At 69.3% G+C, this 19,498-nt stretch carries 18 protein-coding genes; 7 read left to right on the top strand and 11 right to left on the bottom strand.

Annotated features, from left to right (window positions below; all coding sequences use genetic code 11):
* Positions 1 to 215 precede the first annotated feature (215 nt).
* From JHL17_RS12830 to JHL17_RS12810, 5 genes are all read right to left on the bottom strand, one after another.
* Positions 216 to 938 carry a sugar transferase gene (locus JHL17_RS12830; protein ID WP_247893500.1) on the bottom strand — a complete coding sequence of 241 codons (723 nt, stop codon included), beginning with the start codon at positions 936 to 938 and terminating at the stop codon, positions 216 to 218.
* Between the two features lie 133 nt (positions 939 to 1,071).
* Entirely contained in the window at positions 1,072 to 2,118 is a 1,047-nt protein-coding gene (gene hypE, locus JHL17_RS12825) for a hydrogenase expression/formation protein HypE (RefSeq protein WP_200193625.1), read from the bottom strand.
* Positions 2,119 to 2,325: 207 nt separating this feature from the next.
* The gene (locus JHL17_RS12820) at positions 2,326 to 2,550 is read right to left on the bottom strand and encodes a HypC/HybG/HupF family hydrogenase formation chaperone (RefSeq protein WP_085091877.1); all 225 of its coding nucleotides are present in this window, start codon (positions 2,548 to 2,550) and stop codon (positions 2,326 to 2,328) included.
* Positions 2,551 to 2,566: 16 nt separating this feature from the next.
* Entirely contained in the window at positions 2,567 to 3,643 is a 1,077-nt protein-coding gene (hypB, locus tag JHL17_RS12815) for a hydrogenase nickel incorporation protein HypB (RefSeq protein ID WP_200193623.1), read from the bottom strand.
* A 192-nt stretch (positions 3,644 to 3,835) separates the two neighbouring features.
* Complete coding sequence (locus JHL17_RS12810; RefSeq protein WP_247893499.1) at positions 3,836 to 5,023, bottom strand: nickel-dependent hydrogenase large subunit; 1,188 nt, start codon at positions 5,021 to 5,023, stop codon at positions 3,836 to 3,838.
* A gap of 253 nt (positions 5,024 to 5,276) precedes the next feature.
* Here JHL17_RS12810 and JHL17_RS12805 point away from each other — a divergent pair, with 253 nt between their 5' ends.
* The 6 genes from JHL17_RS12805 (at position 5,277) to JHL17_RS12780 (ending at position 10,007) form a co-directional block, all read left to right on the top strand.
* The gene (locus JHL17_RS12805; protein WP_200193619.1) at positions 5,277 to 5,876 is read left to right on the top strand and encodes a HupE/UreJ family protein; all 600 of its coding nucleotides are present in this window, start codon (positions 5,277 to 5,279) and stop codon (positions 5,874 to 5,876) included.
* Positions 5,877 to 6,069: 193 nt separating this feature from the next.
* Positions 6,070 to 6,897, top strand: coding sequence for a DUF3618 domain-containing protein (locus JHL17_RS12800; RefSeq protein ID WP_200193617.1), 828 nt, complete (start codon positions 6,070 to 6,072; stop codon positions 6,895 to 6,897).
* Positions 6,898 to 6,909: 12 nt separating this feature from the next.
* The gene (locus JHL17_RS12795) at positions 6,910 to 7,959 is read left to right on the top strand and encodes a YihY/virulence factor BrkB family protein (RefSeq protein WP_200193615.1); all 1,050 of its coding nucleotides are present in this window, start codon (positions 6,910 to 6,912) and stop codon (positions 7,957 to 7,959) included.
* A gap of 292 nt (positions 7,960 to 8,251) precedes the next feature.
* Positions 8,252 to 8,428, top strand: a complete 177-nt coding sequence (locus JHL17_RS12790; RefSeq protein WP_200193613.1) for a hypothetical protein — start codon at positions 8,252 to 8,254, stop codon at positions 8,426 to 8,428.
* Positions 8,429 to 8,646: 218 nt separating this feature from the next.
* Positions 8,647 to 9,345 (top strand): hypothetical protein, encoded by a 699-nt coding sequence (locus JHL17_RS12785; RefSeq protein ID WP_200193612.1) that lies wholly within the window; start codon positions 8,647 to 8,649, stop codon positions 9,343 to 9,345.
* A 59-nt stretch (positions 9,346 to 9,404) separates the two neighbouring features.
* Positions 9,405 to 10,007: a HutD/Ves family protein gene (locus JHL17_RS12780; RefSeq protein ID WP_200193610.1), complete on the top strand. Its 603-nt coding sequence runs from the start codon at positions 9,405 to 9,407 to the stop codon at positions 10,005 to 10,007.
* Between the two features lie 81 nt (positions 10,008 to 10,088).
* Here the strand turns inward: JHL17_RS12780 and JHL17_RS12775 are convergent, their stop codons facing one another.
* Both JHL17_RS12775 and JHL17_RS12770 read right to left on the bottom strand, forming a co-directional pair.
* Positions 10,089 to 11,462 (bottom strand): GH1 family beta-glucosidase, encoded by a 1,374-nt coding sequence (locus JHL17_RS12775; RefSeq protein WP_200193608.1) that lies wholly within the window; start codon positions 11,460 to 11,462, stop codon positions 10,089 to 10,091.
* 1 nt (position 11,463) lies between these two features.
* On the bottom strand, positions 11,464 to 11,802 hold the full coding sequence (locus JHL17_RS12770) for an acyl carrier protein (protein WP_200193606.1): 339 nt from the start codon (positions 11,800 to 11,802) through the stop codon (positions 11,464 to 11,466).
* A 269-nt stretch (positions 11,803 to 12,071) separates the two neighbouring features.
* Between JHL17_RS12770 and JHL17_RS12765 the strand changes: the two genes are divergently transcribed.
* Positions 12,072 to 13,436, top strand: a complete 1,365-nt coding sequence (locus JHL17_RS12765) for a nucleobase:cation symporter-2 family protein (protein WP_200193604.1) — start codon at positions 12,072 to 12,074, stop codon at positions 13,434 to 13,436.
* Here the strand turns inward: JHL17_RS12765 and yddG are convergent.
* The 4 genes from yddG to JHL17_RS12745 form a co-directional block, all read right to left on the bottom strand.
* On the bottom strand, positions 13,433 to 14,353 hold the full coding sequence (gene yddG / locus JHL17_RS12760; protein WP_200193601.1) for an aromatic amino acid exporter YddG: 921 nt from the start codon (positions 14,351 to 14,353) through the stop codon (positions 13,433 to 13,435). The two genes, JHL17_RS12765 and yddG, sit on opposite strands and share 4 nt — an antisense overlap.
* A gap of 122 nt (positions 14,354 to 14,475) precedes the next feature.
* A complete protein-coding gene (locus JHL17_RS12755) occupies positions 14,476 to 16,557 on the bottom strand; it encodes a putative bifunctional diguanylate cyclase/phosphodiesterase (protein WP_200193599.1) in 2,082 nt (693 codons plus the stop codon).
* A gap of 336 nt (positions 16,558 to 16,893) precedes the next feature.
* The gene (locus JHL17_RS12750) at positions 16,894 to 17,526 is read right to left on the bottom strand and encodes a LysE family translocator (RefSeq protein ID WP_200193596.1); all 633 of its coding nucleotides are present in this window, start codon (positions 17,524 to 17,526) and stop codon (positions 16,894 to 16,896) included.
* Between the two features lie 126 nt (positions 17,527 to 17,652).
* Positions 17,653 to 19,440 carry a hypothetical protein gene (locus tag JHL17_RS12745; protein WP_200193594.1) on the bottom strand — a complete coding sequence of 596 codons (1,788 nt, stop codon included), beginning with the start codon at positions 19,438 to 19,440 and terminating at the stop codon, positions 17,653 to 17,655.
* Positions 19,441 to 19,498 lie beyond the last annotated feature (58 nt).

Here is a 19,498-nt window from a genome sequence, read left to right as displayed (position 1 = left end):
CGGTTGCCTCGACCCTAGCACGTCATCCGTCCATTCTCAAAGTCCACCCCGATTTCGGCAAGAGGGTCATGTCGGCGGTGGAACGGCCGAACCGCGCGAAGGGGACGGACTCCACAGATAGGACGCGCAAACAGCGATGTCGCGCGCCCCGATGGGACGCGCGACGGACGTGGAGGGGTGAGCACTTTCGGAGAGGGAGGGGGGCTCTGGGGGGCTCAGTAGGCGCCGCTGCCCTTCACCACGACGCGCACGGTGCGCAGCATGATGCCGATGTCGGCCCAGAAGTTCCAGCCGACGACATAGGCGGTGTCGAGCTGGACGCGACGGACGTAATCGACGTCGCTGCGGCCGCTGACCTGCCACAGCCCGGTCAGGCCGGGGCGGCAGCGGGTGTAGAAGGAGAAGCAGGCGTGATAGTAGGACACCTCGTCGTCGATGATCGGGCGGGGCCCGACCAAGCTCATGTCGCCGCGCAGGACGTTGACGAGCTGCGGCAGCTCGTCCAGGCTCGATTTGCGCAGGAAGCGACCGACCGGGGTGATGCGCGGGTCGTTGCGCAGCTTGCGGGTGGCAAGCCATTCGGCGCGCGCCGTCTCGTCGGTGGCGAGCAGCCGTTCCAGCACCTCGGCGGAATTGACCACCATGGAGCGGAACTTCAGGCAGGTGAAGGAACGCCCGTCGGCACCGATCCGCCGGTGGCCGAACACCGCCGGACCGCCGTCACGCGCGACCATCCAGGCGAGCACGAGCATCAACGGCCCGAAGACGGCAAGCAGACCCAGCGCGCCGACGACGTCGAAGGCGCGTTTGACGCGGTGCCTATGCAAGGGGGGGCAACCGGGCAGCCGGTCCATCGCCTGCATCGCCGACCGGGTTCCGGCCATCCGGCCGGGGTCCAGACGGGGAGCGCCCAAAAGAGCGATGTTGGACAACGCCATCGTATTCTCTCATCGCTGATCGTCTCGGGTCAGAGCATAGGACCATCCGAGAGGGGCAACGGCCAGCGCGCGAAAGGGGTCCCGCCAAAGGGACGGTATTTTTGGAAAGGGTGGGTTAGCCCGCCGGTACGTATCAGCAGATCCGGGGAAGCTGTTCTCCGGTCAGCCAATCCACGATCCGGCGGCCGCCGAAGCGGGTCTCCATCTGAACGAAGCGGTGGGAGTCTTCCACCACCCGTCCGATGCAGGCGGCATCCCGTCCCAGCGGGTGGTCGCGCATGGAGGACAGCAAACGGTCGCACTCCTCCCCGGCGCAGATGGCGATCAGCTTGCCTTCGTTGGCGGCATAGAGCGGGTCGAGGCCCAGCAGTTCGCAGGCCGCCACGACCTGCGCCCGCACCGGGATGTCCGATTCGCGCAGGCGCATGCCGACGCCGGACTGGTGCGCGATCTCGTTCAGCGTCGTCGCCAGCCCGCCGCGGGTCGGGTCGCGCAGGACATGCACGTCGGGCACCGCCGCCACCATCGCCGCGACGAGCCCGTTCAGCGCAGCGCTGTCGGACAGGATCGCCGTCTCGAACCCCAGATTGTCGCGGGTCGACATGATGGCGACGCCATGGTCGCCCATGGTGCCGCTGACCAAGATCGCGTCGCCCGGCCGCGCCCGGTCGCCCGACGGGGAGACGCCGGGCGGCACCATGCCGATGCCGGTGGTGGTGATGAACAGCCCGTCACCCTTGCCGCGCTCCACCACCTTGGTGTCGCCCGACACGACGGCCACCCCCGCCTCGCGCGCCGCGGCGGCCATGCTGTCCACCACCCGCTTCAGGTCGGCGAGCGGGAAGCCTTCCTCGATGATGAAGCCGGCGGTCAGGTGCAGCGGCACCGCACCCGCCATGGCGACGTCGTTCACGGTGCCGTGGACGGCCAGCGAGCCGATGTCGCCGCCGGGGAAGAACAGCGGCGAGACGACGAAGCCGTCGGTCGTCATCACCATGCGCCCGGCCGGCACGTCGAAGGCGGCCTGGTCGTTGCCCTGGTCGAGATACGGGTTGGCGAAGGCGGCGGCGAAGAGTTCGCGCACCAGCTGCGCCATCGCCTTGCCGCCCGACCCGTGGGTCATGTCCACCGCCCCGCGGGCGATGTCGAGCTTGCGGGTGAAGAGGCGGCGGTCGGTCATGGCGGGGATCCGGGGCGGTCGGTTGGCGAGCGAGCCCCCGCGGGAATGATGCGGGAACCCTTGCTTTTGATAGGCCGTTATTCCCGCGAAGGCGGGAACCCAGTCGGCTCAGCGGCTTGTCCGCGGAGTTTCCTGGATCCCCGCCTTCGCGGGGATGACGTGCATTTATGTGGGTGTGGCTTTTTTCTGACACACTTGCGATTGGCGTCAGGCTGCGGCGTCCGCGACCTCGGCCAGCAGGGCCAGCGTGCGCTCCGCCTCCTCGGCGTCCAGGCGGGACAGGGCGTAGCCGACATGGACGATCACGTAATCGCCGACGGCAACCCCATCCACCAGTTCCAGCGAGCAGGTGGAGGTGACGCCGCCCAGGCTGACGGTGGCGCGGTCGTCGGGCAGAAGGGCGGTGACCAATGCCGGGACGGCGAGGCACATGGCGGCGATCCTCCGGTCAGACGGCAATTGTGTGGGTGGCGGCCTGGGATGCGCGGGCCTCCGCCAGCCCGTCGGCGATCCAGTCGTACCACTCCTCCAGCCCCTCGCCACTGGTGGCCGAGAGCTGGATCACCGCCAGCGACGGGTTCAGGCGCTGGGCGTAGCCGATCATGCGGTCGACATCGAAGCTGAGATGGGGCAGCAGGTCGATCTTGTTGACGACCAACAGGTCGGCGCGGACGAACATGTCCGGATATTTCAGGGGCTTGTCCTCCCCCTCCGTCACCGACAGGACGACGACGCGGTGGGTCTCTCCCAGGTCGAAGCCGGCGGGACAGACCAGATTGCCGACATTCTCGACGAACAACACGCCGTCTTCGGCGAAAGCCCCGTCGGCCGCCAGCCTGTCGGCGGCCTGCGCCACCATGCCGGCGTCGAGGTGGCAGCCCTTGCCGGTGTTGACCTGCACCGCCGGCGTGCCGGTGGCGCGGATGCGGTCGGCGTCGAAGCTGGTCTGCTGGTCGCCCTCGATCACGGCGACCGGGAAGCGGCCCTTCAGGTCGGTCAGGCTGCGGGTCAGCAGGGTCGTCTTGCCCGAACCGGGGCTGGACATCAGGTTCAGCACGAACACGCCACGCTCGGCGAAGCGGCGGCGGTTGACGGCCGCCAGCCCGTCGTTCTTCGCCAGGATGTCGCGTTCGATGGTGACCAGCCGCGGCTGGTTCAGCGCGGCGCCGCCGTCGATGGCATCGGCACGGTCGGGGTGGCGGTGGTCGTGGGTATGCCCATGATCGTGGCTGTGGCCGTGATGATGGTGTCCATGGTCATGGTGCCCATGCTCATGGTGGTCGTGACCATGGGCATGCCCGTGGTCTTGGTCTTGGTGTCTGTCGTCGTGGCTGTGGCGGAACACCGTGCCGTCGGGGGCGACATGCTCGTGGGTGTCGTCATGGTGGTGATGGGCGTGGTGGTGCGCCTCGCCATGGCCATGGCGGTAGATTTTGCCGTCGGGGCCGATGTGCTCATGCCCGGCATCGGCGGCCTTGCCGTCGATCCGCGTCTCGCCTTCGCCGCATCCGCAAACCGTGCACATCACGCGCTCTCCCACTCGTCAACCCGCTAAGCAGGTTTCTCCAGATCGGGCCACAGGCCCGGCCTGGAGAAACCTGCGGACTCTATGGTTTTGCAGGTTTTCCGAACTCCGCCCATCTGTGGGCGGAGTTCGGAAAACCTGCTTAGACGCCCGCCCATCATCGACCTGCCCGCGAGCTTCGGCAAGCGATCCTCATTCGTGTACTTCTATGTCGCAGGCGACGCAGGGATCCAGCATCGCGACCAGCAGCCGAACCCGTTCCACCGCATCGTCGCGGTCCCGTACGTCAGCCCCGGCCAGCCCGCGCGCCAGCGGGCCGGCGGCGGCGAAATTCCAGTCGGTCGGCGCCACCATGCGGGCCTCCGCCAGCCGGCCATCGCCGTCCAGCCGCAGCCAATGGGCGAGCCGCCCGCGCGCCGTTTCCGAGACGCCGCAACCGGCGCCCGGCCCGGCAGGCATCGGGTCGGCAGGAACCGGATCGGCGGGCCGAAGGACGGCGATGGCCGCCTCCATGCGGCGCGGCAGCACCGCCAGATCGGCGAGCCGGGCCGCGAACAGCCGGGCCAGCCCGTCGCCGAAGCGCTCCGTCACCGAGATGACCAGCGGGTGGTCCGCCTGCCGCTCCAGAGGGCCGGTCAGGGCCGGGGCATCCTCGTAGTGCGGATTGGTGGCGAAGGACGGATCGCCGGCCAGCATCGTCTTGAACCGGCTGGGCGACCGTTCGCTGAGCAACGCTACCCCACAGCCTCCCCAGCCCGCCAGATCGGGCGTCAGCAGCCGGGCGGCCAACCGTGCCGCGTCGCTGCCGCCGCGTCCGGCCCATCGGACGAGATCGTCGGCGTCCATCGGCGGCGGACCGGCGAAGACGGCCGCGTCCAGCCAGCCGGCCATCCGTTCCAGCGCGTCGCGCAGAGCCGCCGTGTCCGGCCGCAGCACGCCGCCGCCGGCCCGCAGCCCGTCCCCGGCGGGGTAGAGCGCCGGCGGGACCGCGGACACCGCCGACCGCAGGTCGCGCAGGGCCGTCGGCCGCGGCGGGCCGCCCAGTCGCGCCGGCCATTCGACCACGACCTGCCAGCCATGGCTGTCGAGCGCCTCGGCATCGGTCAGCAGGCTGCGCGCGGTCTCATGGGCGTTGGCGTCGATGCCCAGCGCCGCCTCGCAGGCGCGGGCGACGGCAAGCCCCTGGGCGGTGCCGCACAGGCTGAACAGCAGGGGCGCCAGCCGCGCCGCTTCCGCCGCCGGGCGGCCGACCAGGGCGGCGACGGCACGCGGGCGGCGGGCGGCAACTTCGGCCCGGCGGATGGTCATGCCGCCCTCGCCGCCGTCCAGCCACAGCCGGACGGATACCGAACCCTCTCCGGGAAGCGTGGCTGCGGACATCGGACATCCCTGGGGCGTTGACCGACCGCATCCTGACGGATCGGAGGCGCAACTCATTGACCTGCGTCAAAATACGTAGATCCGGCGGGGTGAAACCCCTGTCTCCGCCATGGCCGCGATGACGCTTTCTGCTACACTTCGCTTTAACCGCGCCACGCCGTCCGGCTCCCCGGAAGAGTCGTCCCGACCCTGTGTGCCCGACCCGGGCGGCATAACCCGACTGGCGCGACACGACATCAGAGGATGCTGGTCCATGAAACGTCTCCCCCTCGCCTCGGCCGTCCTGCTGGCCGGGCTGGTGCTGCCCGCGGTTGCCGACGCCCACACCTTCGGCGTCCATGATGCCGGCTTCGCCCACGGATTCCTGCATCCGGTCGGCGGCTGGGACCATCTGCTGGCGATGGTCGCGGTCGGGCTGTGGGCGGCGCAGCGCGGCGGTGCCGCCCTGTGGGCGCTGCCGACGGCCTTCGTCACCGCGATGATCGGCGGCGGCCTGCTGGGCATGGCCGGCGTCACGCTGCCGGCGGTGGAACTCGGGATCGCCGGGTCGGTGATCGTGCTGGGTGGCCTGATCGCCCTGCAGTCCCGCCTGGCTCTGCCGGTGTCGATGGCGGTGGTCGCGCTGTTCGCCCTGTTCCACGGCCATGCCCACGGCGTCGAGATGCCGGAGGCGGCGCAGCCGCTGCTCTACGGCCTGGGCTTCGCGCTCGCCACCGCCCTGCTGCACGGCACCGGCGTCGTCGCGGCCTTGTCGCTGCGCGGCATCGCCCGCGGGGGCAAGGGTGCCCTCGCCCTGCGCGGCCTGGGTGCCGTCATCGGGCTCGGCGGCGTGGCGCTGGCCGCGCTGGCCTGATCCCCGCTCTCCGCGTCCGGTTATTGCCGAAGAGGGCCATCGATGAAGATGGCCGCCGATGAAGAGGGCCGGGCGGGAAATCGTCCGGCCTTTCGGCAGCGGCTGATCAGCGGGAGTCCGGAGCGGGCGCGGCCGGAACAATCGGCGTCTCCTGGTGTTGCAAGCCGGCAGCCCCCCACAGGAGACGCCCGGCATGACCCACTCCAACGACGCCATTCCGTCCGCCGCTCCTCCCAACACCACCGCCACCCAGGGCCGCCGACCGGAGGAGATCGAGAGCGAGATCCACTCGATCCGTGCCCGCATGGATCAGGTGATCGACGAGATCGAGTTCCGCCTGTCGCCCGGCCAGATGTCCGGCGGCGTGGTGCAGGTGGTGCGCGACGTGATCCAGGGCGGCGGCGACGGCCTGTCCGGCCGCATCGCCCGCGCGGTGCGCGCCAATCCGATCCCCGTGGCGCTGATGGGCGTCGGCGCCCTCTGGCTTGCCGTGGCGGTCGCCCGCACGCCGGAGTCGGCGACGGAATTCGACGATTACGACGCCCATGGCCGCCAGCTCGATCCGCGCAGCCGGCATCTGCTGACCGACCTGATCGGCGCCTGCCGCGACGGCGCCGAGGCCTTCCGCCGCGCCGACATGACCATCGCCGACCGGGCCCTGTCCGGCCGCCTGCAGGAGTTGGCCGACCAGCTCGACCGCAGCGCCGTGGCGCTGGACGCCGAACTGCGCGACGGCGGCGGCTGGATCGAGACCGCCGGCGACGGTACCCGCGTCTGGTCGCCTCTGCATGGCCTGGCCGAGGCCAGCGCCCGCAGCGTGATGGCCGGGGCCGGCGGACCGGGCGCCCGCGGCGACCTGCTGGCCCGCCTGGAAAGCGGTCTGGACGGCACGCTGTCGCTGTTCCGCGACGCCCTGCGCGACGCGCCGGACGACCATCTGCAGGTCGCCATCGGCGCCCAGTTCCATGCCATCGAGACGGCGCGCCACCGGGTCGGTGCGCTCCGCGAAGCCGTGGCCTGAGGAGGGCGGGGCATGCTGGGGCTGAGCCGCCGTCACTATTACGAACACCGCAACCGTGCCGGCGGGCGCGCCGCGAATGACGGGCGCGGAACCGGGGCCGGAGATGACAGGGGCCGGTCGGCGGACAGCCCGTCTGAGATCCCGAAGCAGGGCTGGAAGGACATCCTGCTGCGGGTCTGGGACGAACAGGGCAAGGACAACGTGTCGATGCTGGCGGCGGGCGTGTCCTATTACGCCCTGCTCGCCATCTTTCCCGCCATCGCGGCGCTGGTCTCGATCTACGGCCTCGTCGCCGACCCGGCGATGATCGAGTCCCAGCTGAACCAGCTGGGCAGCCTGCTGCCGCCGGACTCCCTGACCATCGTCAGCGACCAGGCGCGCAAGGTGGCGAGCACCCCGTCCCAGGGGCTGGGCTTCGGCCTGATCTTCGGCCTGCTGCTGACGCTGTGGAGCGCGTCGCGCGGCACCAATTCGCTGGTGACGGCGCTCAACATCGCCTATGGCGAGAAGGAGACGCGCGGCTTCATCGCGCTTGCCGCGCTGTCGATGGGGCTGACGGTGGCCGGTCTGCTGTTCGTCATCCTCGCCATGGCGCTGATCGTCGCCGTCCCCGCCGCCATCAACATCATCGGGCTGCAGGACACGCCGATCGGCTGGATCGCCAGCCTCGCCCGCTGGCCGATCCTGGCGGTGACGATCATGCTGGCGCTGGCCGTCTTCTACCGCTACGCCCCGGACCGCCGCGAGCCGCAATGGCGCTGGGTCACCTGGGGGTCGGCGGTGGCGACCGTGGTCTGGCTGCTGGGCTCGCTGGGCTTCTCCGTCTACGTGTCGAACTTCGGCAGCTACAACGAGACCTACGGGTCGGTCGGCGCCGTCGTCGTGCTGCTGCTGTGGTTCAACCTGACCTCCTACGTCGTGCTGCTGGGGGCCGAACTGAACGCGGAGATCGAGCACCAGACCGCCCGCGATACCACCGACCGCGATGGCCGTCCGGCCCGCCCGCTGGGGCAGCGCGACGCCTATGTCGCCGACACCGTGGGCGAGCGCAAGGCGGGCTGACCCTGAAAAATCCGCTTGGGAAGAATCCGCTTGGCAGGACGGCGGCCCGGCGTTAAGGTCGCCGTCATGCAACAGACGCATTCCATCACGTCCTCCGGACGCTCCCGATATTTTGGCCGCTGGTTTCGTTCGGCGGCCTAGGAACGCGCATCTGTCGCTCACTCCCGAAGCCGCCCGGACCGATCCGCGGCGGCTTTCGTGTTTGTGACCCCAGCCCTAGACCGGCTGCACATCCTGAAAATCCGAACACGGGCGACCCGGGCGGCCTCACCACCAGCCGAGAGAGGTTGTCATGTTCGATTTCGACGTCGTCACCGGTCCCACCCAGCCGCCCCATTGCCCGCTTGCCGACGAATCCGCCGGACCGGCGGTTCCCGAGTCGGCCGCGCAGCCGGTCGTCCTGGCTGCAACGTCCTCCGGCAGCCGGTCCGGATCGCATCCGGTGACGCAGGAAAAGCCACGGTCTTGAGCCCTGTTCGGGCGCCGGCCGTGGCGTGCCGGTCCCGCATCCGGATTTTCGACCAAAAAAATCACGAATCCTGCCTATGTTCAGCCGGCTGTTGTCGTATACTTCCTTAGGGCAGACGTATCCGGGTACGGCTCAGCCGGCCGTACATCGTGTTGGGTATTCCTCATCGGCGTTCGGGTGCGGACGAGATGATCGGATCGGAAGAAGGATGACGGATCATGGCGGATGATGCTCTCTCAAGCGTCAACTCTATGGTGTCCGGCCTCAACGCGTCGATCAACAGCGCGGTCGAGGCCATCAGGAAGTCGCAGAGCAATCAGGCGGTCGGCGACGTCCAGGAATTCTCCAAGACGGTCAGGAAGTCGGCGCTGACCACCACGGGCGGCGCCACCGACATTGGCGTGCTCTCCAAGAACACCACCCGCCTGAACGTCGCCAGCACGCTGGCGGCGAACGACAAGGTCGATTTCTACAAGTTCAAGGTCGTCACCAAGGGCGAGATGACCATGGGACAGGTCGGCGACGACGGCGTGCATGTCCAGCTGATGAACCGGCTGGGTCGGGTGATGGCCGACAGCGATCCGAAGTCCGGCGACAATTACACGGCTTTCAAGCAGCTGCAGGCCGGCAACCTGACGGTCGACAAGGGCGACTACACCCTGCGTGTCAACCGCGACAAGGGACAGTCCGACAAGGACCCCAAGAACTATGCCATGCAGCTGGTGATGGGCAATTACAGCCAGGATTACGACACCGTGGTCCAGCAGCCGGCCAAGGGGGATACCGGGCTTGCGCTCTCGACCGGGCAGCAGGCGACCCTCGATGGGCTCAACCAAGCCATCGGCACCATGAACTCCATTCCCACCGGCCAGACCGGCACGCAGAAACTGATGGGCAGCTTCAGCCTGTTCGTGTGAAGCGCCGCCGCCATCCCGTGCTATGACGGAACGGAGACGATCCGTTCCGGAGCAGAGCCTTGCCGTCCGTCACGCGCCTGACCCCCGCCGACCATCGCCGCGTTCCCTGGAAGAATGGCGGCGGCGTCACCACCGAACTGGCGGTCGAGCCGATGGCCGATGGCCGTTTCCTCTGGCGCGTCAGCATCGCCGACGTGGTCGAGCCCGGACCCTTCTCCGCCTTTCCGGGTTATGACCGGCTGATCGCCGTGGTGGAGGGCGACGGCATGCGCCTGTCGGTCGACGGCGCCCCGCCGGTCGAACGTCATCGTATGGATCCGGCATTCGCCTTTCCCGGCGAAGCGCCGGTGTGGTGCGAGCCGACCGCCGGACCGATCCGCGACGTCAACCTGATGCTCGATCGGGCATCGGCGACCGGTGCCCTGACCCTGCTGACCGGGCCCGCCAGCGGCTGCGCCGACGGACGGCGGGTTGACGGACATCGGGCGGGCGGCGCCGTCGTGCTGGTCCATGCCCTGGCCGGCACGCTCACCGTCACCCTCGACGGCGCAGGGGCGCTTTCCGTTCCCGTCGGCCACAGCCTGCTCCTGCGCGACGCGGCGGCTCTGGTGGAGGTGGAGGCCGCGGCGGAGGGGGTCTGCGCGGAGGTGCGCTTGCGCTAGATCGGATCGCGTAAAATCGGAATCGATTTGAAGCGTGAATCCGATCGTCCACCAAAGGCTTACAGCGTCGTGCGTTTCATATTAAACGCCGACGCTGTAAGCCTTTGCCGTCCGGATCAGGTCGGCATACCAGCGCGCCGAGTCCTTCGGCGTGCGGGCCAGGGTCTGGAAGTCGACATGGACGATGCCGAAGCGTTGGCCATAGCCGCTGCCCCATTCGAAATTGTCCAGCAGCGACCAGACGAAATAGCCGCGCACGTCGGCGCCCCGGGCCATCGCATCGCGCATCGCGGCGTTGTAGATGGTCAGATAGGCGATGCGGTGCGGGTCGTGAACGGCGCCGTCGGGGCCGACGCCGTCGACACCGCCGTTGGGGCTGCCGCAACCATTCTCCGTCACCACGATGGGCAGGCGGTAGCGGTGCTGGATGGTCAGCAGCTCGTCCCTGAAGGCGTCGGGGAAGATCGCCCAGCCGACGCCGTGGGTCGGGGAGTCTGGCGGCGCGTCGCCCCAGCCATAGCCCCAGATCCTGGCCGGGTCGGCCTTGGCGAAGATCGGGCCGTAATGGTTCAAGCCGAACCAGTCAACCGGCCGGGCGATGCGCGCCATGTCGCCGGGCTGGACATGGGGTTCGATGGCTTCCGCGGTTTGCGGCGGATAATGGCCGAGGATCTGCGGGTCGCAGAAGGCCAGGTTCCAGTGCTCGTCCAGCAGCGATGCGGCGGCGCGGTTCTCCGGCGTATCGGTCTCCGGGATCACGGCCTGCCGGTTGTGGATGGCGCCGATGGACGCCCCGGGAACCAGATCGCGCAGCACGTCCACCCCGGCGCCATGGGCGAGGTTGACATGGTGGATGGCGCGCAGATGCTGCGCCCGGTCGACGATTCCCGGTGCCGCCCAAGGGATCGCATAGCCGAACAGGGTGAAGACCGAGAATTCGTTGAAGGTGATCCAGCGCTTTACCCGGTCGCCGTAGCGCCGGGCGCAGAGCGCGGCATAGTCGGCGTACCAGCCGGCGCAGTCGCGGGCTGCCCAGCCGCCCAGATCCTGCAGGGATTGCGGCAGGTCCCAATGATAGAGGCACAGCCAGGGCTCGATCCCGGACTCCAGCAGCCGGTCGATCAGCCGGTCATAGAAGTCCAGTCCCGCTTCGTTCACCGCTCCCTTGCCGCGCGGCACCACCCGTGGCCAGGAGACGGAGAAGCGGTAGGCGTCGATGCCCAACCCGGTCATCAGCGCCACATCCTCCGGCATGCGGTGATAGTGGTCGCAGGCGACGTCTCCGGTGTCGCCGTTCACCACCCCACCCCGGGTGCGGCAGCGCACGTCCCAGATGCTGGCGCCGCGCCCATCCTCGGCCGCCGCCCCTTCGATCTGGTAGGCGGAGGTCGACGCGCCCCAGACGAACCCCGGCGGATAGGGGCCGGATGGATCGGGCGGGGGGCGGTCCGTCATCTCAGGCGGCGATCTGGTTGATGCTGCGGCAGCGCGTCTCGAATCCGTCGGAGATGAATTCGGGGCGCTTGTAATAACCCTTGATCCAGCTCGCCAGCAGGCAAAGCTCCTCCAGCTTCACCAATTCGTCCAACGTCCCCTCGGGGAAGCGGATGGAGAAGCTGTCGGAGATGTATTCCAGAACCTGCTCGACTTGGTCGATCGACAGCTGGATGTCGGTTTCCAGCGTCGCGTTGCGGGTCAGCAGAGCCTCTTCGACCCCATATTCGTCGCGGATCAGCTTCACGATCCAACGGAACATATGCATCCAGTTGGACACACCCTCGATCGACTTGCTCATCGCGATGCTCGGCTTCCGGTTACGCGAAAGGGGTAGGCAACGGCGACTGTACGCACCGATCGTTAAAGAATAACGCAGCCTTCGTGGCGGTCTCCAGCAGGGAGCGGCAAAAAATCGCGCGAAATCTGCCACCTGTACGGGCAGAGGTGATCGGCGCATGCCCAAGCCCTGTGCATCGGCGGGAGGTTTGGTGCTGGGAACCGGGAGTCGGCGGGACGGCATGCTCCATGCAGAGCCAAGCCCACCCATCGGACAGCAAGGCCTCCGCCATGAGACGCGCCGCCACTCCCGTTACCCATCCCGTCGACGAGATCTTGCCGCCCTGGCGGCTGCTGGCGTTGGGGCTTCAGCATGTGCTGGTGATGTATGCCGGAGCCATCGCGGTTCCGCTGATCGTCGGCGGGGCGCTGAAGCTGCCGAAGGACCAGATCGCCATGCTGATCAATGCCGACCTGTTCGCCTGCGGCGTGGTCACGCTGATCCAGGCGGTGGGGGTCTGGCGCTTCGGCATCCGCTTGCCGGTGATGATGGGCGTCACCTTCGCCGCCGTCGGTCCGATGGTGGCGATGGCGGGAAACCCGGCGCTGGGGTTGCTCGGCATCTATGGCGCGGTGATCGGGTCGGGCCTCTTCGCCATCCTGGCCGCTCCCCTGGTCGGCCGGCTGCTGCCGCTGTTTCCCCCGGTGGTGACCGGCAGCGTCATCGCCATCATCGGCGTCTCGCTGATGCGGGTGGGGGTCGGCTGGGCCGGCGGCGGGGTCGGCAACCCGCGCTTCGGCGATCCGGCCTTCCTGGGCGTGGCCGCCTTCGTGCTGCTGGCGATCCTGGCGCTGATGAAGCATGGCCGCGGCTTCGTCCGCAACGTCGCGGTGCTGCTGGGGCTGGTGGCCGGCATGGTGCTGGCGATGGCGCTGGGCATGGTCAGCTTCGCCGGGCTGGCCGAGGCGCCGTGGGTGGCGCCGGTCCTGCCCTTCCAGTTCGGGATGCCGGTGTTCGATCCGGTCGCCATCCTGACCATGTCGCTGGTGATGATCGTGGTGATGATCGAGTCGACCGGCATGTTCCTGGCCATCGGCGACATGGTCGGCCGCCCGGTGTCGCAGGATGATCTGGTCCGCGGCCTGCGCACCGACGGGCTGGGCACGCTGATCGGCGGCGTCTTCAACACCTTCCCCTACACCTCCTTCTCGCAGAATGTCGGCTTGGTCGGGGTGACGGGCGTGCGCAGCCGCTGGGTCTGTGCGGCGGGCGGGCTGATCCTGCTGCTGCTGGGACTGCTGCCGAAGCTGGCCCATGTGGTGGCGTCGGTGCCCGCCTTCGTGCTGGGCGGGGCCGGGCTGGTGATGTTCGGCATGGTGGCGGCGACCGGCGTGAAGATCCTGGCGCAGGTCGATTTCACCAACCGGCGCGAGAACCTGATCGTCGTGGCGGTCAGCGTCGGCGTCGGGTTGATCCCGCTGGTGTCGGACAAGTTCTTCTCGCAGATGCCGTCCTTCCTGTCGCCGCTGCTGCACAGCGGCATCCTGCTCGGCACGCTGACCGCGGTGGCGCTGAACTGGTACTTCAACGGCCTGGAGAGCGGCGACCGAGCCCGCCGCGACGTCGCCGCCGCCGCACACGGGGCGGAGGTTTAGGCCTTCGGCCGCAGCAGATCCTTGCTGGCGAGCAGCGACCCGCCGGCGATCAGGGCGCAGGACACCCAGATGATCCCCGAATTGGCGGCGAGGCCGAACAGGACCAGCAGCAGGGTCGACAGCAGCGGCGCCAGATAGGACAGCGCCCCCAGGGCCCGGATGTCGCCGTGGCGCACGCCGTAATCCCAGACGAAGAAGGCCGCCCCCACCGGTCCCAGCCCCAGCAGCAGCATCGCTCCCCAGCCGGCGGCGGTGTCCGGCCACACCGTGCGTTCCAGCGCCAGATGGCAGAGCAGCGACAGGAGCGCGGTGACGAGGCAGAAGGCGCTGACCGCATCGGTCGGCGCCTCGCCGATCTGGCCCAGCCGGCGGCGCAGCACCGAATAGCCGGCCCAGGTGACGGCGCTGCCCAGCGCCGTGGCATAGCCCGGCAAATGCGCCGGGTCGATGGACAGACCCCCGGTCCCGCCGCGCGCGATCAGCATCGCCGTCCCCGCCAGCCCGGCGACGGCCCCGCCGATGTGCCAGGACCGCAGCCGCTCCCCCGGCAGCAGGGCGGAGAACAGCACGATCAACAGCGGCCACAGATAGTTGATCAGGTTGGCTTCGACCGGCGGCGCTGCCTGAAGGGCCATGAAATAGAGGAAGTGGAAGCCGAACAGCCCACCCACCCCCAGCGCCCAGGCGGCCGGCGGCTGGCGGAAATAGCGCAGCGGGTTGTCGCCGCGCGACGCGGTCCAGCCGCTGCCGACCAGGAAGGCCAGCAGGAAGGAAGTCGCCACCAGTTGGAACGGCGGCACCATGGAGGCCAGGGTCGCCAGCGGGGCCAGCGTCGCCCACATCAGGATGGCGGTGAAGCCGACCAGCGTGGCGCGGTTGACGGAGCGGCGGTCGGGCAGGGGAACTGAAACGGTCATGGTCGCGTGTCGGTCGGTTGGCGCGGGAGGGAGCGACCATAGCCGGCGGGCGGGACCTTGTCTTGACCGGGACTCCGCCGCGCGTTGACCGGAACTCCGGGCCATTCCCCTGCCGCCGCCACTCATGCCGACAGGGGCAGCGCCTCGTCGCGGGCGAAGGCCGTCATCACCATCGCTTCGGCCGCCTCGGCGGCCAGCGGGCGCGAGATCAGATAGCCTTGCAGGACGTCGCAGCCGGCTTCCGCCAGCCAATGCCGCTGTTCGGCGGTTTCCACCCCCTCCGCCACCGTGGACAGCAGCAGCCGCTGCGCCAGGGCGAGGACGGTGGAGGCGATGTCGGGGGCGTGCGGCAGGTCGTTGACGAAGCTGCGGTCGATCTTCAGCACGTCCACCGGCAGCTGGCGCAGATAGGCCAGCGAGGAATAGCCGGTGCCGAAATCGTCGATGGCGATGCGCACCCCCAGGGCCCGCAGCCGGTTCAAGGTCGGCAGATGGTGGCGCACGTCCTTCATGATGACGGTTTCGGTGATTTCCAACTCCAGCAGGCGGGCCGGCGTGCCATGACGCTGCAGCACCTGCTCGACCAGCCGGGAGAAGCCGGGATCGGCGAGCTGGCGGGCGGAGACGTTGACCGCCACCGGCACCGGGCCATGGTCCAGCGCCCAGCGGGTCGCGGTGCGGCAGGCCTCCTCCAGCACCCAGCGGCCGATCTCGATGATCAGGCCGGTGTCCTCGGCCACCGGGATGAAGTCGGCCGGGGAGATCGCCGCACCCTCGTGCCGCCAGCGGATCAGCGCCTCGAAGCCGGTCAGCCGACCGCTCGCCGCCTCGATCTTCGGCTGATAGACCAGTTCGAAGGACCGTGCCGCCACCGCCTCGCGCAGGCCGGATTCCAGTCGCAGGCGGATCTCGGCGCGATCGGTCATCTCGCGGGTGTAGAAGACGAAGCGGTCGCCGCCCGCCGTCTTGGCCGCCTGCATCGCCGAATCGGCCATCCGCATCAGGCCGGTGCTGTCCGGCGCCTCTCCACTCCCCTCCGCAGGATGGATGGCGATGCCGATGCTGGCGGTGAGGTGGACGCGGTGGTCCCCCACCTCGCGCAGGGACGACAGGCCGTCGAGCAGCCGCTGCGCGACCGTCGCCGCCTCGTCCCGGTCGGCGACGCGCTCCAGCACCACTAGGAACTCGTCGCCGCCCAGCCGGCCGACGGTGTCGCAGCGGCGCACGTTGGCGCCCAGCCGCTCCGCCACCCGGCAGAGCAGCAGATCGCCGACGCCATGTCCGAGGCTGTCGTTGACCCGCTTGAAGCGGTCGAGGTCGACGTACAGCACCGCGAGCCGGCCGGCGTCCGGCGGACGGGCTCGGGTCGCCAGCTCGATGGCGTGGTCCAGCCGATCGAGCAGCAGCGCCCGGTTCGCCAGCCCGGTCAGCGGACAGCGCGTCGCCATCCGCCGCAGCTCGTCATGCTCGCGCTCCAGCAGGGTCAAGGTGTGGTTGAAGCGGGCGATGACGAATCCCAGTTCGTCGTCGGCATGGCCGCGCGGCACGGCCAGCGGCTGCCCGTAGGGCTTTTCCGGGTCGATGCGCGCCACCGCGCGGCCGATCTGCAGCAGCGGCCGGGTCAGCAGCCGGTGGAACACCGCCGCCATCGCCAGCCCGATCAGCAGGTTGCGCAGGGTTCCCGCCACCAGCGCGGTCGAGGCATAGGCAAGGAAGCCGGCTGCCGCCCGGCCGGTGTCGATGCCGACGACCAGTGTTCCGATCCGGGCGCCGTCGGCGACCTTGGCCATCGCGACCTTGGCCTTGCTCGCCGGGGCCGTCAGCTCATGGATCACCACCGGCCCGTCGCCGAAGAGCAGCGCCGCCGCGGCGCGGTCCAGCAGGCTCATCGGCTTGGCCGGGCGGTCGCGGCGAGCCAGCAGGGTGCCGTCGCCCAGACGGATCTCCGCCCAGGCGGCATTGGCGTGGACCACGCCCTGCAGCACCTGCGCCGCCAGCTCGCCGTCGATCAGCCAGGCGGCACTGGCCGCCGGACCTTCCACCAGTGCCGCGAGATCCGCCGTCTGGGCAAGCGCCCTGGCCCGTTCGCGGGCCGCGGTCCAGGAGAATTCGGCGGCGGTGATGGTCAGGCCGACGACGAAGGCGGCGAGAACCGCGTGAATCGCCTGCTTCAGCGTCAGGCTGCGCAGGACTGGGATCGCCATCGCACCGTTCCTCGGCCGGATGTTTCGAACCGCCAGCCCTGCCAGAGGCAAGTCTTTGGCAGGGCTGGCGAACCGAAGCATTAGCGGGGCGGGTGATGACCGGTGCGCGGCGGTTCCGTGAAATTTTTGTAACCGGAAGGGCCGGACTATTGCTGACAATGCATATTGCTGCATGGGCCCATTCCCACTGCGCATGGCTACCATTCAGCATTGGTAATACCAGTTCGTGTGCGCCGCAGCATATTCTGGCCCTGCCCATTCTCGGGGCGTTTCCTCCCTAAACTTCAGGGCCGCGCATTTGCGCGGCCCTTTTTCTTGATCGGGGAAGGAAAGCGATCAGACCCGGCGGGCAAGCGCCAGCAATCCGCCGGCGCCGATCATCAGGCCGCCGGTCAGCCGGTTCAGCGATCTGGCCGCCGACGCGGTGGTCAGCTTGGCCGCCAGCCGGTCGCCGCCGGTGGCATAGGCCATGATCCAGCCGAACTCGATCACCACCATGGTGGCGACCAGCGCCATCAGCTGCGGCGCCAGCGGGGCGGCCGCATCGATGAACTGCGGGAACAGGGCGCCCATGAAGACCAGAGCCTTCGGGTTGCTGAAGGCGACCAGCGCACCGCGCAGGAACAGCCGGACGGGGGTGCCTTCGCCCGAGACGGCGGCCGGGTCGCGCTCTCCGGCGGGCTGGACCGGCGCCCGCCAGGCGGCGATGCCGAGCCAGGTCAGATAGGCGACGCCGGCCCAGCGCACGATCTCGAAAGCCAGGACCGAGGTGGAGAGCAGGGCGCCCAGTCCGAAGGCCGACAGCGCCGCCATCACCGCCAGCGCCGCGCACATGCCGGCACCGCCCCAGGCGGCACGGCGTGCACCGAAGCGCAGCCCCAGGCTCATCGCCAGCAGCATGTTCGGCCCCGGCGTCATCGAGATCACGAAGGCGGTGGCGAAGAAGAAGGCGAGCGTCTGCCACGTCATGGTCGTCGGGCCTCGATGAAGGAGAGATGCGACATTCGGAAGCACCACAGCATCATGCGTCCGGGTCTGCCGCAAGCGGCCCCGCCGAAACGCAGCCATGCTCGCCGATGCCGGTCCGGCCGCCGATCAGTGGGCCGCCAGGTCCCGCCAGGCGCGGAAGGCCAGATTCGCCGAATCCTGGTCGGGCCGCTTGTAGGACGCGAAGCGGCGGTCGCGGATCCGACCTTGCGCCTCCTTCCATACGGCATCCCAGTCGATGGTGCCGTCGGCCAGCAGCCGTTCCTCGATGATGCCCAGCAAGGCCTCGTTGACGGTCGACACGCCGATGTTCTGCGTCGCCAGCACCAGCGCATCGGGCGCCCGTTCCAGCGTGGCGCGCAGCCGCGTGTGCCCGCCGCAGGAGCCCCAGAAGACCAGCGCCGTGGCCGGCGCGATCTCCGTCATGGTGGCGTCCTCGTGATAGCTGTGGCCGCGATGGATGACGATGGACGGGGTCAGCCCCTCGCGTGCCATCCAGTCCCAGGCGGCGGCGCGCCCGGCATCGCCGGCCCCGGGGACGTCGGCGACGATGACGATCCGGCGGCCGTGCCGGTCCGGGCTGACGGCGACGGCGAAGCCGGACTGGCTGTGGAGCGCCCAGCCCTGGGCGCGGTGCTGCTTCAGGAAACCACGGAAGGACGCCCGTCCGTCGGGATCGTCGTAGAAGGTCATCCGCTGCACGTTGACGCCGTTGCGGAACAGGCGTTGTCCGGTCAGGACGGGCAGGATGGCCGGCGGATGGCGCTGGAGGAACTGTTCCGCATCGAAGGCGGGGGTGGCGGCCCGGCCGGAGAGGCGCATCGCGTGCACGCTGCCGGCGAGACCGGCCACGTTCCGGGCCGGCAAATCGCCGGCCCTGCGATACCAGGCGGCCAGTTCGTCCTCCAGCGCGGCGCGGACGGGCCGGTTGTCGAGGTCCATGGCATCGGCGAGCGCGCCGATCACCACCGCGCTGTCGATTCCGGGAGCCTTCGGCAGATCGGCCGGCAGCAATGCCTGCAGGCTTTCGTGCATCAGGTCCCGCGCGGTGGCGGGGTTGGTGCCGAACAAGCTGGCCGCGCGTCCGCCGCCGACCGTCGCGACGAAGAAGTCCGCCCATAGCGGCCGCGTCCGCTCCCCGCGGGCGAGGTCGAGGAAGCCGCGCCGCTCCTGCTTCAATTGGATCCGCAGGATGTCGACCAGCCCGTCGAGCGAGGAGGTATAGAGCTGCGGTCCGATCCGTGCGATCAGCCCGAGCAGTTCCTCCGAGGACAGTGCCGTCGTGATGCGGAAGCGGTCGGTCAGCGGATCGTCCACCATGTCGTCGAGCAGGGCGCCGATCTTCACCGCCATCGCCGCCGGATTGCGCGCAAGGGAAGCTGCCAGCGTCTTCGACGCCTGGATCTCCAACACCCGCAGATCCGGCTTTGGAAGGCGTTTGCGCAACTCGTGCCGCGTCTCGTAAAAGGGCATTCCGTCGCCCAGCGCACGCGTCAGCAGCCCGAGGTCAAGCGCCCGGGCGACGATTTCCCCACCGCCTGGGCGGGTGGTCAACTGGTCGGCGGCTCCCACCGCATCGAAGGGTGCGACCGACGCCGCCTCGCGCAACGCCGCCAGCGCCGCCTCGCCGGGGAACAGGCTCGAGCAGCGGAAGGCTTCGGCCGGCGTTCGCCGCGCCAGTTCGGCGAAGGCCTCCTCACCGCCGAACAGGGCCTCGAGGACGGCCTGGCCTGCCGGCTCATGGTCGGCGCAGGTGCTGGGGATCTCGACGGGGCGGACATCCGGAGCCTGCGGCTTCGGCAGGTCGGGTGCGAACAGCTCGGCCGAATGCAGCGGGGCGGGCAGGGTCTGGGGCGCAGCGCCGGCGGTCGAACCGATCGTCGCAGCTGCGCACATGACCCACAGCAGACGATGTGCCCATCGCGACAGCCGAAGTGCCGTGCGGTGAAAGGAG

The organism is Azospirillum endophyticum (assembly GCF_016595245.1).
Classification (GTDB): domain Bacteria; phylum Pseudomonadota; class Alphaproteobacteria; order Azospirillales; family Azospirillaceae; genus Azospirillum; species Azospirillum endophyticum.
This window is presented reverse-complemented; position numbering and strand designations above follow the sequence as displayed.

Excerpts from the sequence above, each read along its gene's own strand:
- yddG (WP_200193601.1), bottom strand. The coding sequence starts at position 14,353 with ATGACCGTTTCAGTTCCCCTGCCCGACCGCCGCTCCGTCAACCGCGCC.
- JHL17_RS12805 (WP_200193619.1), top strand. The coding sequence starts at position 5,277 with ATGAAACGTCTCCCCCTCGCCTCGGCCGTCCTGCTGGCCGGGCTGGTG.
- JHL17_RS12775 (WP_200193608.1), bottom strand. The coding sequence starts at position 11,462 with ATGACGGACCGCCCCCCGCCCGATCCATCCGGCCCCTATCCGCCGGGG.
- JHL17_RS12785 (WP_200193612.1), top strand. The coding sequence starts at position 8,647 with ATGGCGGATGATGCTCTCTCAAGCGTCAACTCTATGGTGTCCGGCCTC.
- hypE (WP_200193625.1), bottom strand. The coding sequence starts at position 2,118 with ATGACCGACCGCCGCCTCTTCACCCGCAAGCTCGACATCGCCCGCGGG.
- JHL17_RS12750 (WP_200193596.1), bottom strand. The coding sequence starts at position 17,526 with ATGACGTGGCAGACGCTCGCCTTCTTCTTCGCCACCGCCTTCGTGATC.
- JHL17_RS12755 (WP_200193599.1), bottom strand. The coding sequence starts at position 16,557 with ATGGCGATCCCAGTCCTGCGCAGCCTGACGCTGAAGCAGGCGATTCAC.
- hypB (WP_200193623.1), bottom strand. The coding sequence starts at position 3,643 with ATGTGCACGGTTTGCGGATGCGGCGAAGGCGAGACGCGGATCGACGGC.
- JHL17_RS12800 (WP_200193617.1), top strand. The coding sequence starts at position 6,070 with ATGACCCACTCCAACGACGCCATTCCGTCCGCCGCTCCTCCCAACACC.
- JHL17_RS12795 (WP_200193615.1), top strand. The coding sequence starts at position 6,910 with ATGCTGGGGCTGAGCCGCCGTCACTATTACGAACACCGCAACCGTGCC.
- JHL17_RS12770 (WP_200193606.1), bottom strand. The coding sequence starts at position 11,802 with ATGAGCAAGTCGATCGAGGGTGTGTCCAACTGGATGCATATGTTCCGT.
- JHL17_RS12820 (WP_085091877.1), bottom strand. The coding sequence starts at position 2,550 with ATGTGCCTCGCCGTCCCGGCATTGGTCACCGCCCTTCTGCCCGACGAC.
- JHL17_RS12810 (WP_247893499.1), bottom strand. The coding sequence starts at position 5,023 with ATGTCCGCAGCCACGCTTCCCGGAGAGGGTTCGGTATCCGTCCGGCTG.
- JHL17_RS12830 (WP_247893500.1), bottom strand. The coding sequence starts at position 938 with ATGGCGTTGTCCAACATCGCTCTTTTGGGCGCTCCCCGTCTGGACCCC.
- JHL17_RS12790 (WP_200193613.1), top strand. The coding sequence starts at position 8,252 with ATGTTCGATTTCGACGTCGTCACCGGTCCCACCCAGCCGCCCCATTGC.
- JHL17_RS12765 (WP_200193604.1), top strand. The coding sequence starts at position 12,072 with ATGAGACGCGCCGCCACTCCCGTTACCCATCCCGTCGACGAGATCTTG.
- JHL17_RS12745 (WP_200193594.1), bottom strand. The coding sequence starts at position 19,440 with ATGTGCGCAGCTGCGACGATCGGTTCGACCGCCGGCGCTGCGCCCCAG.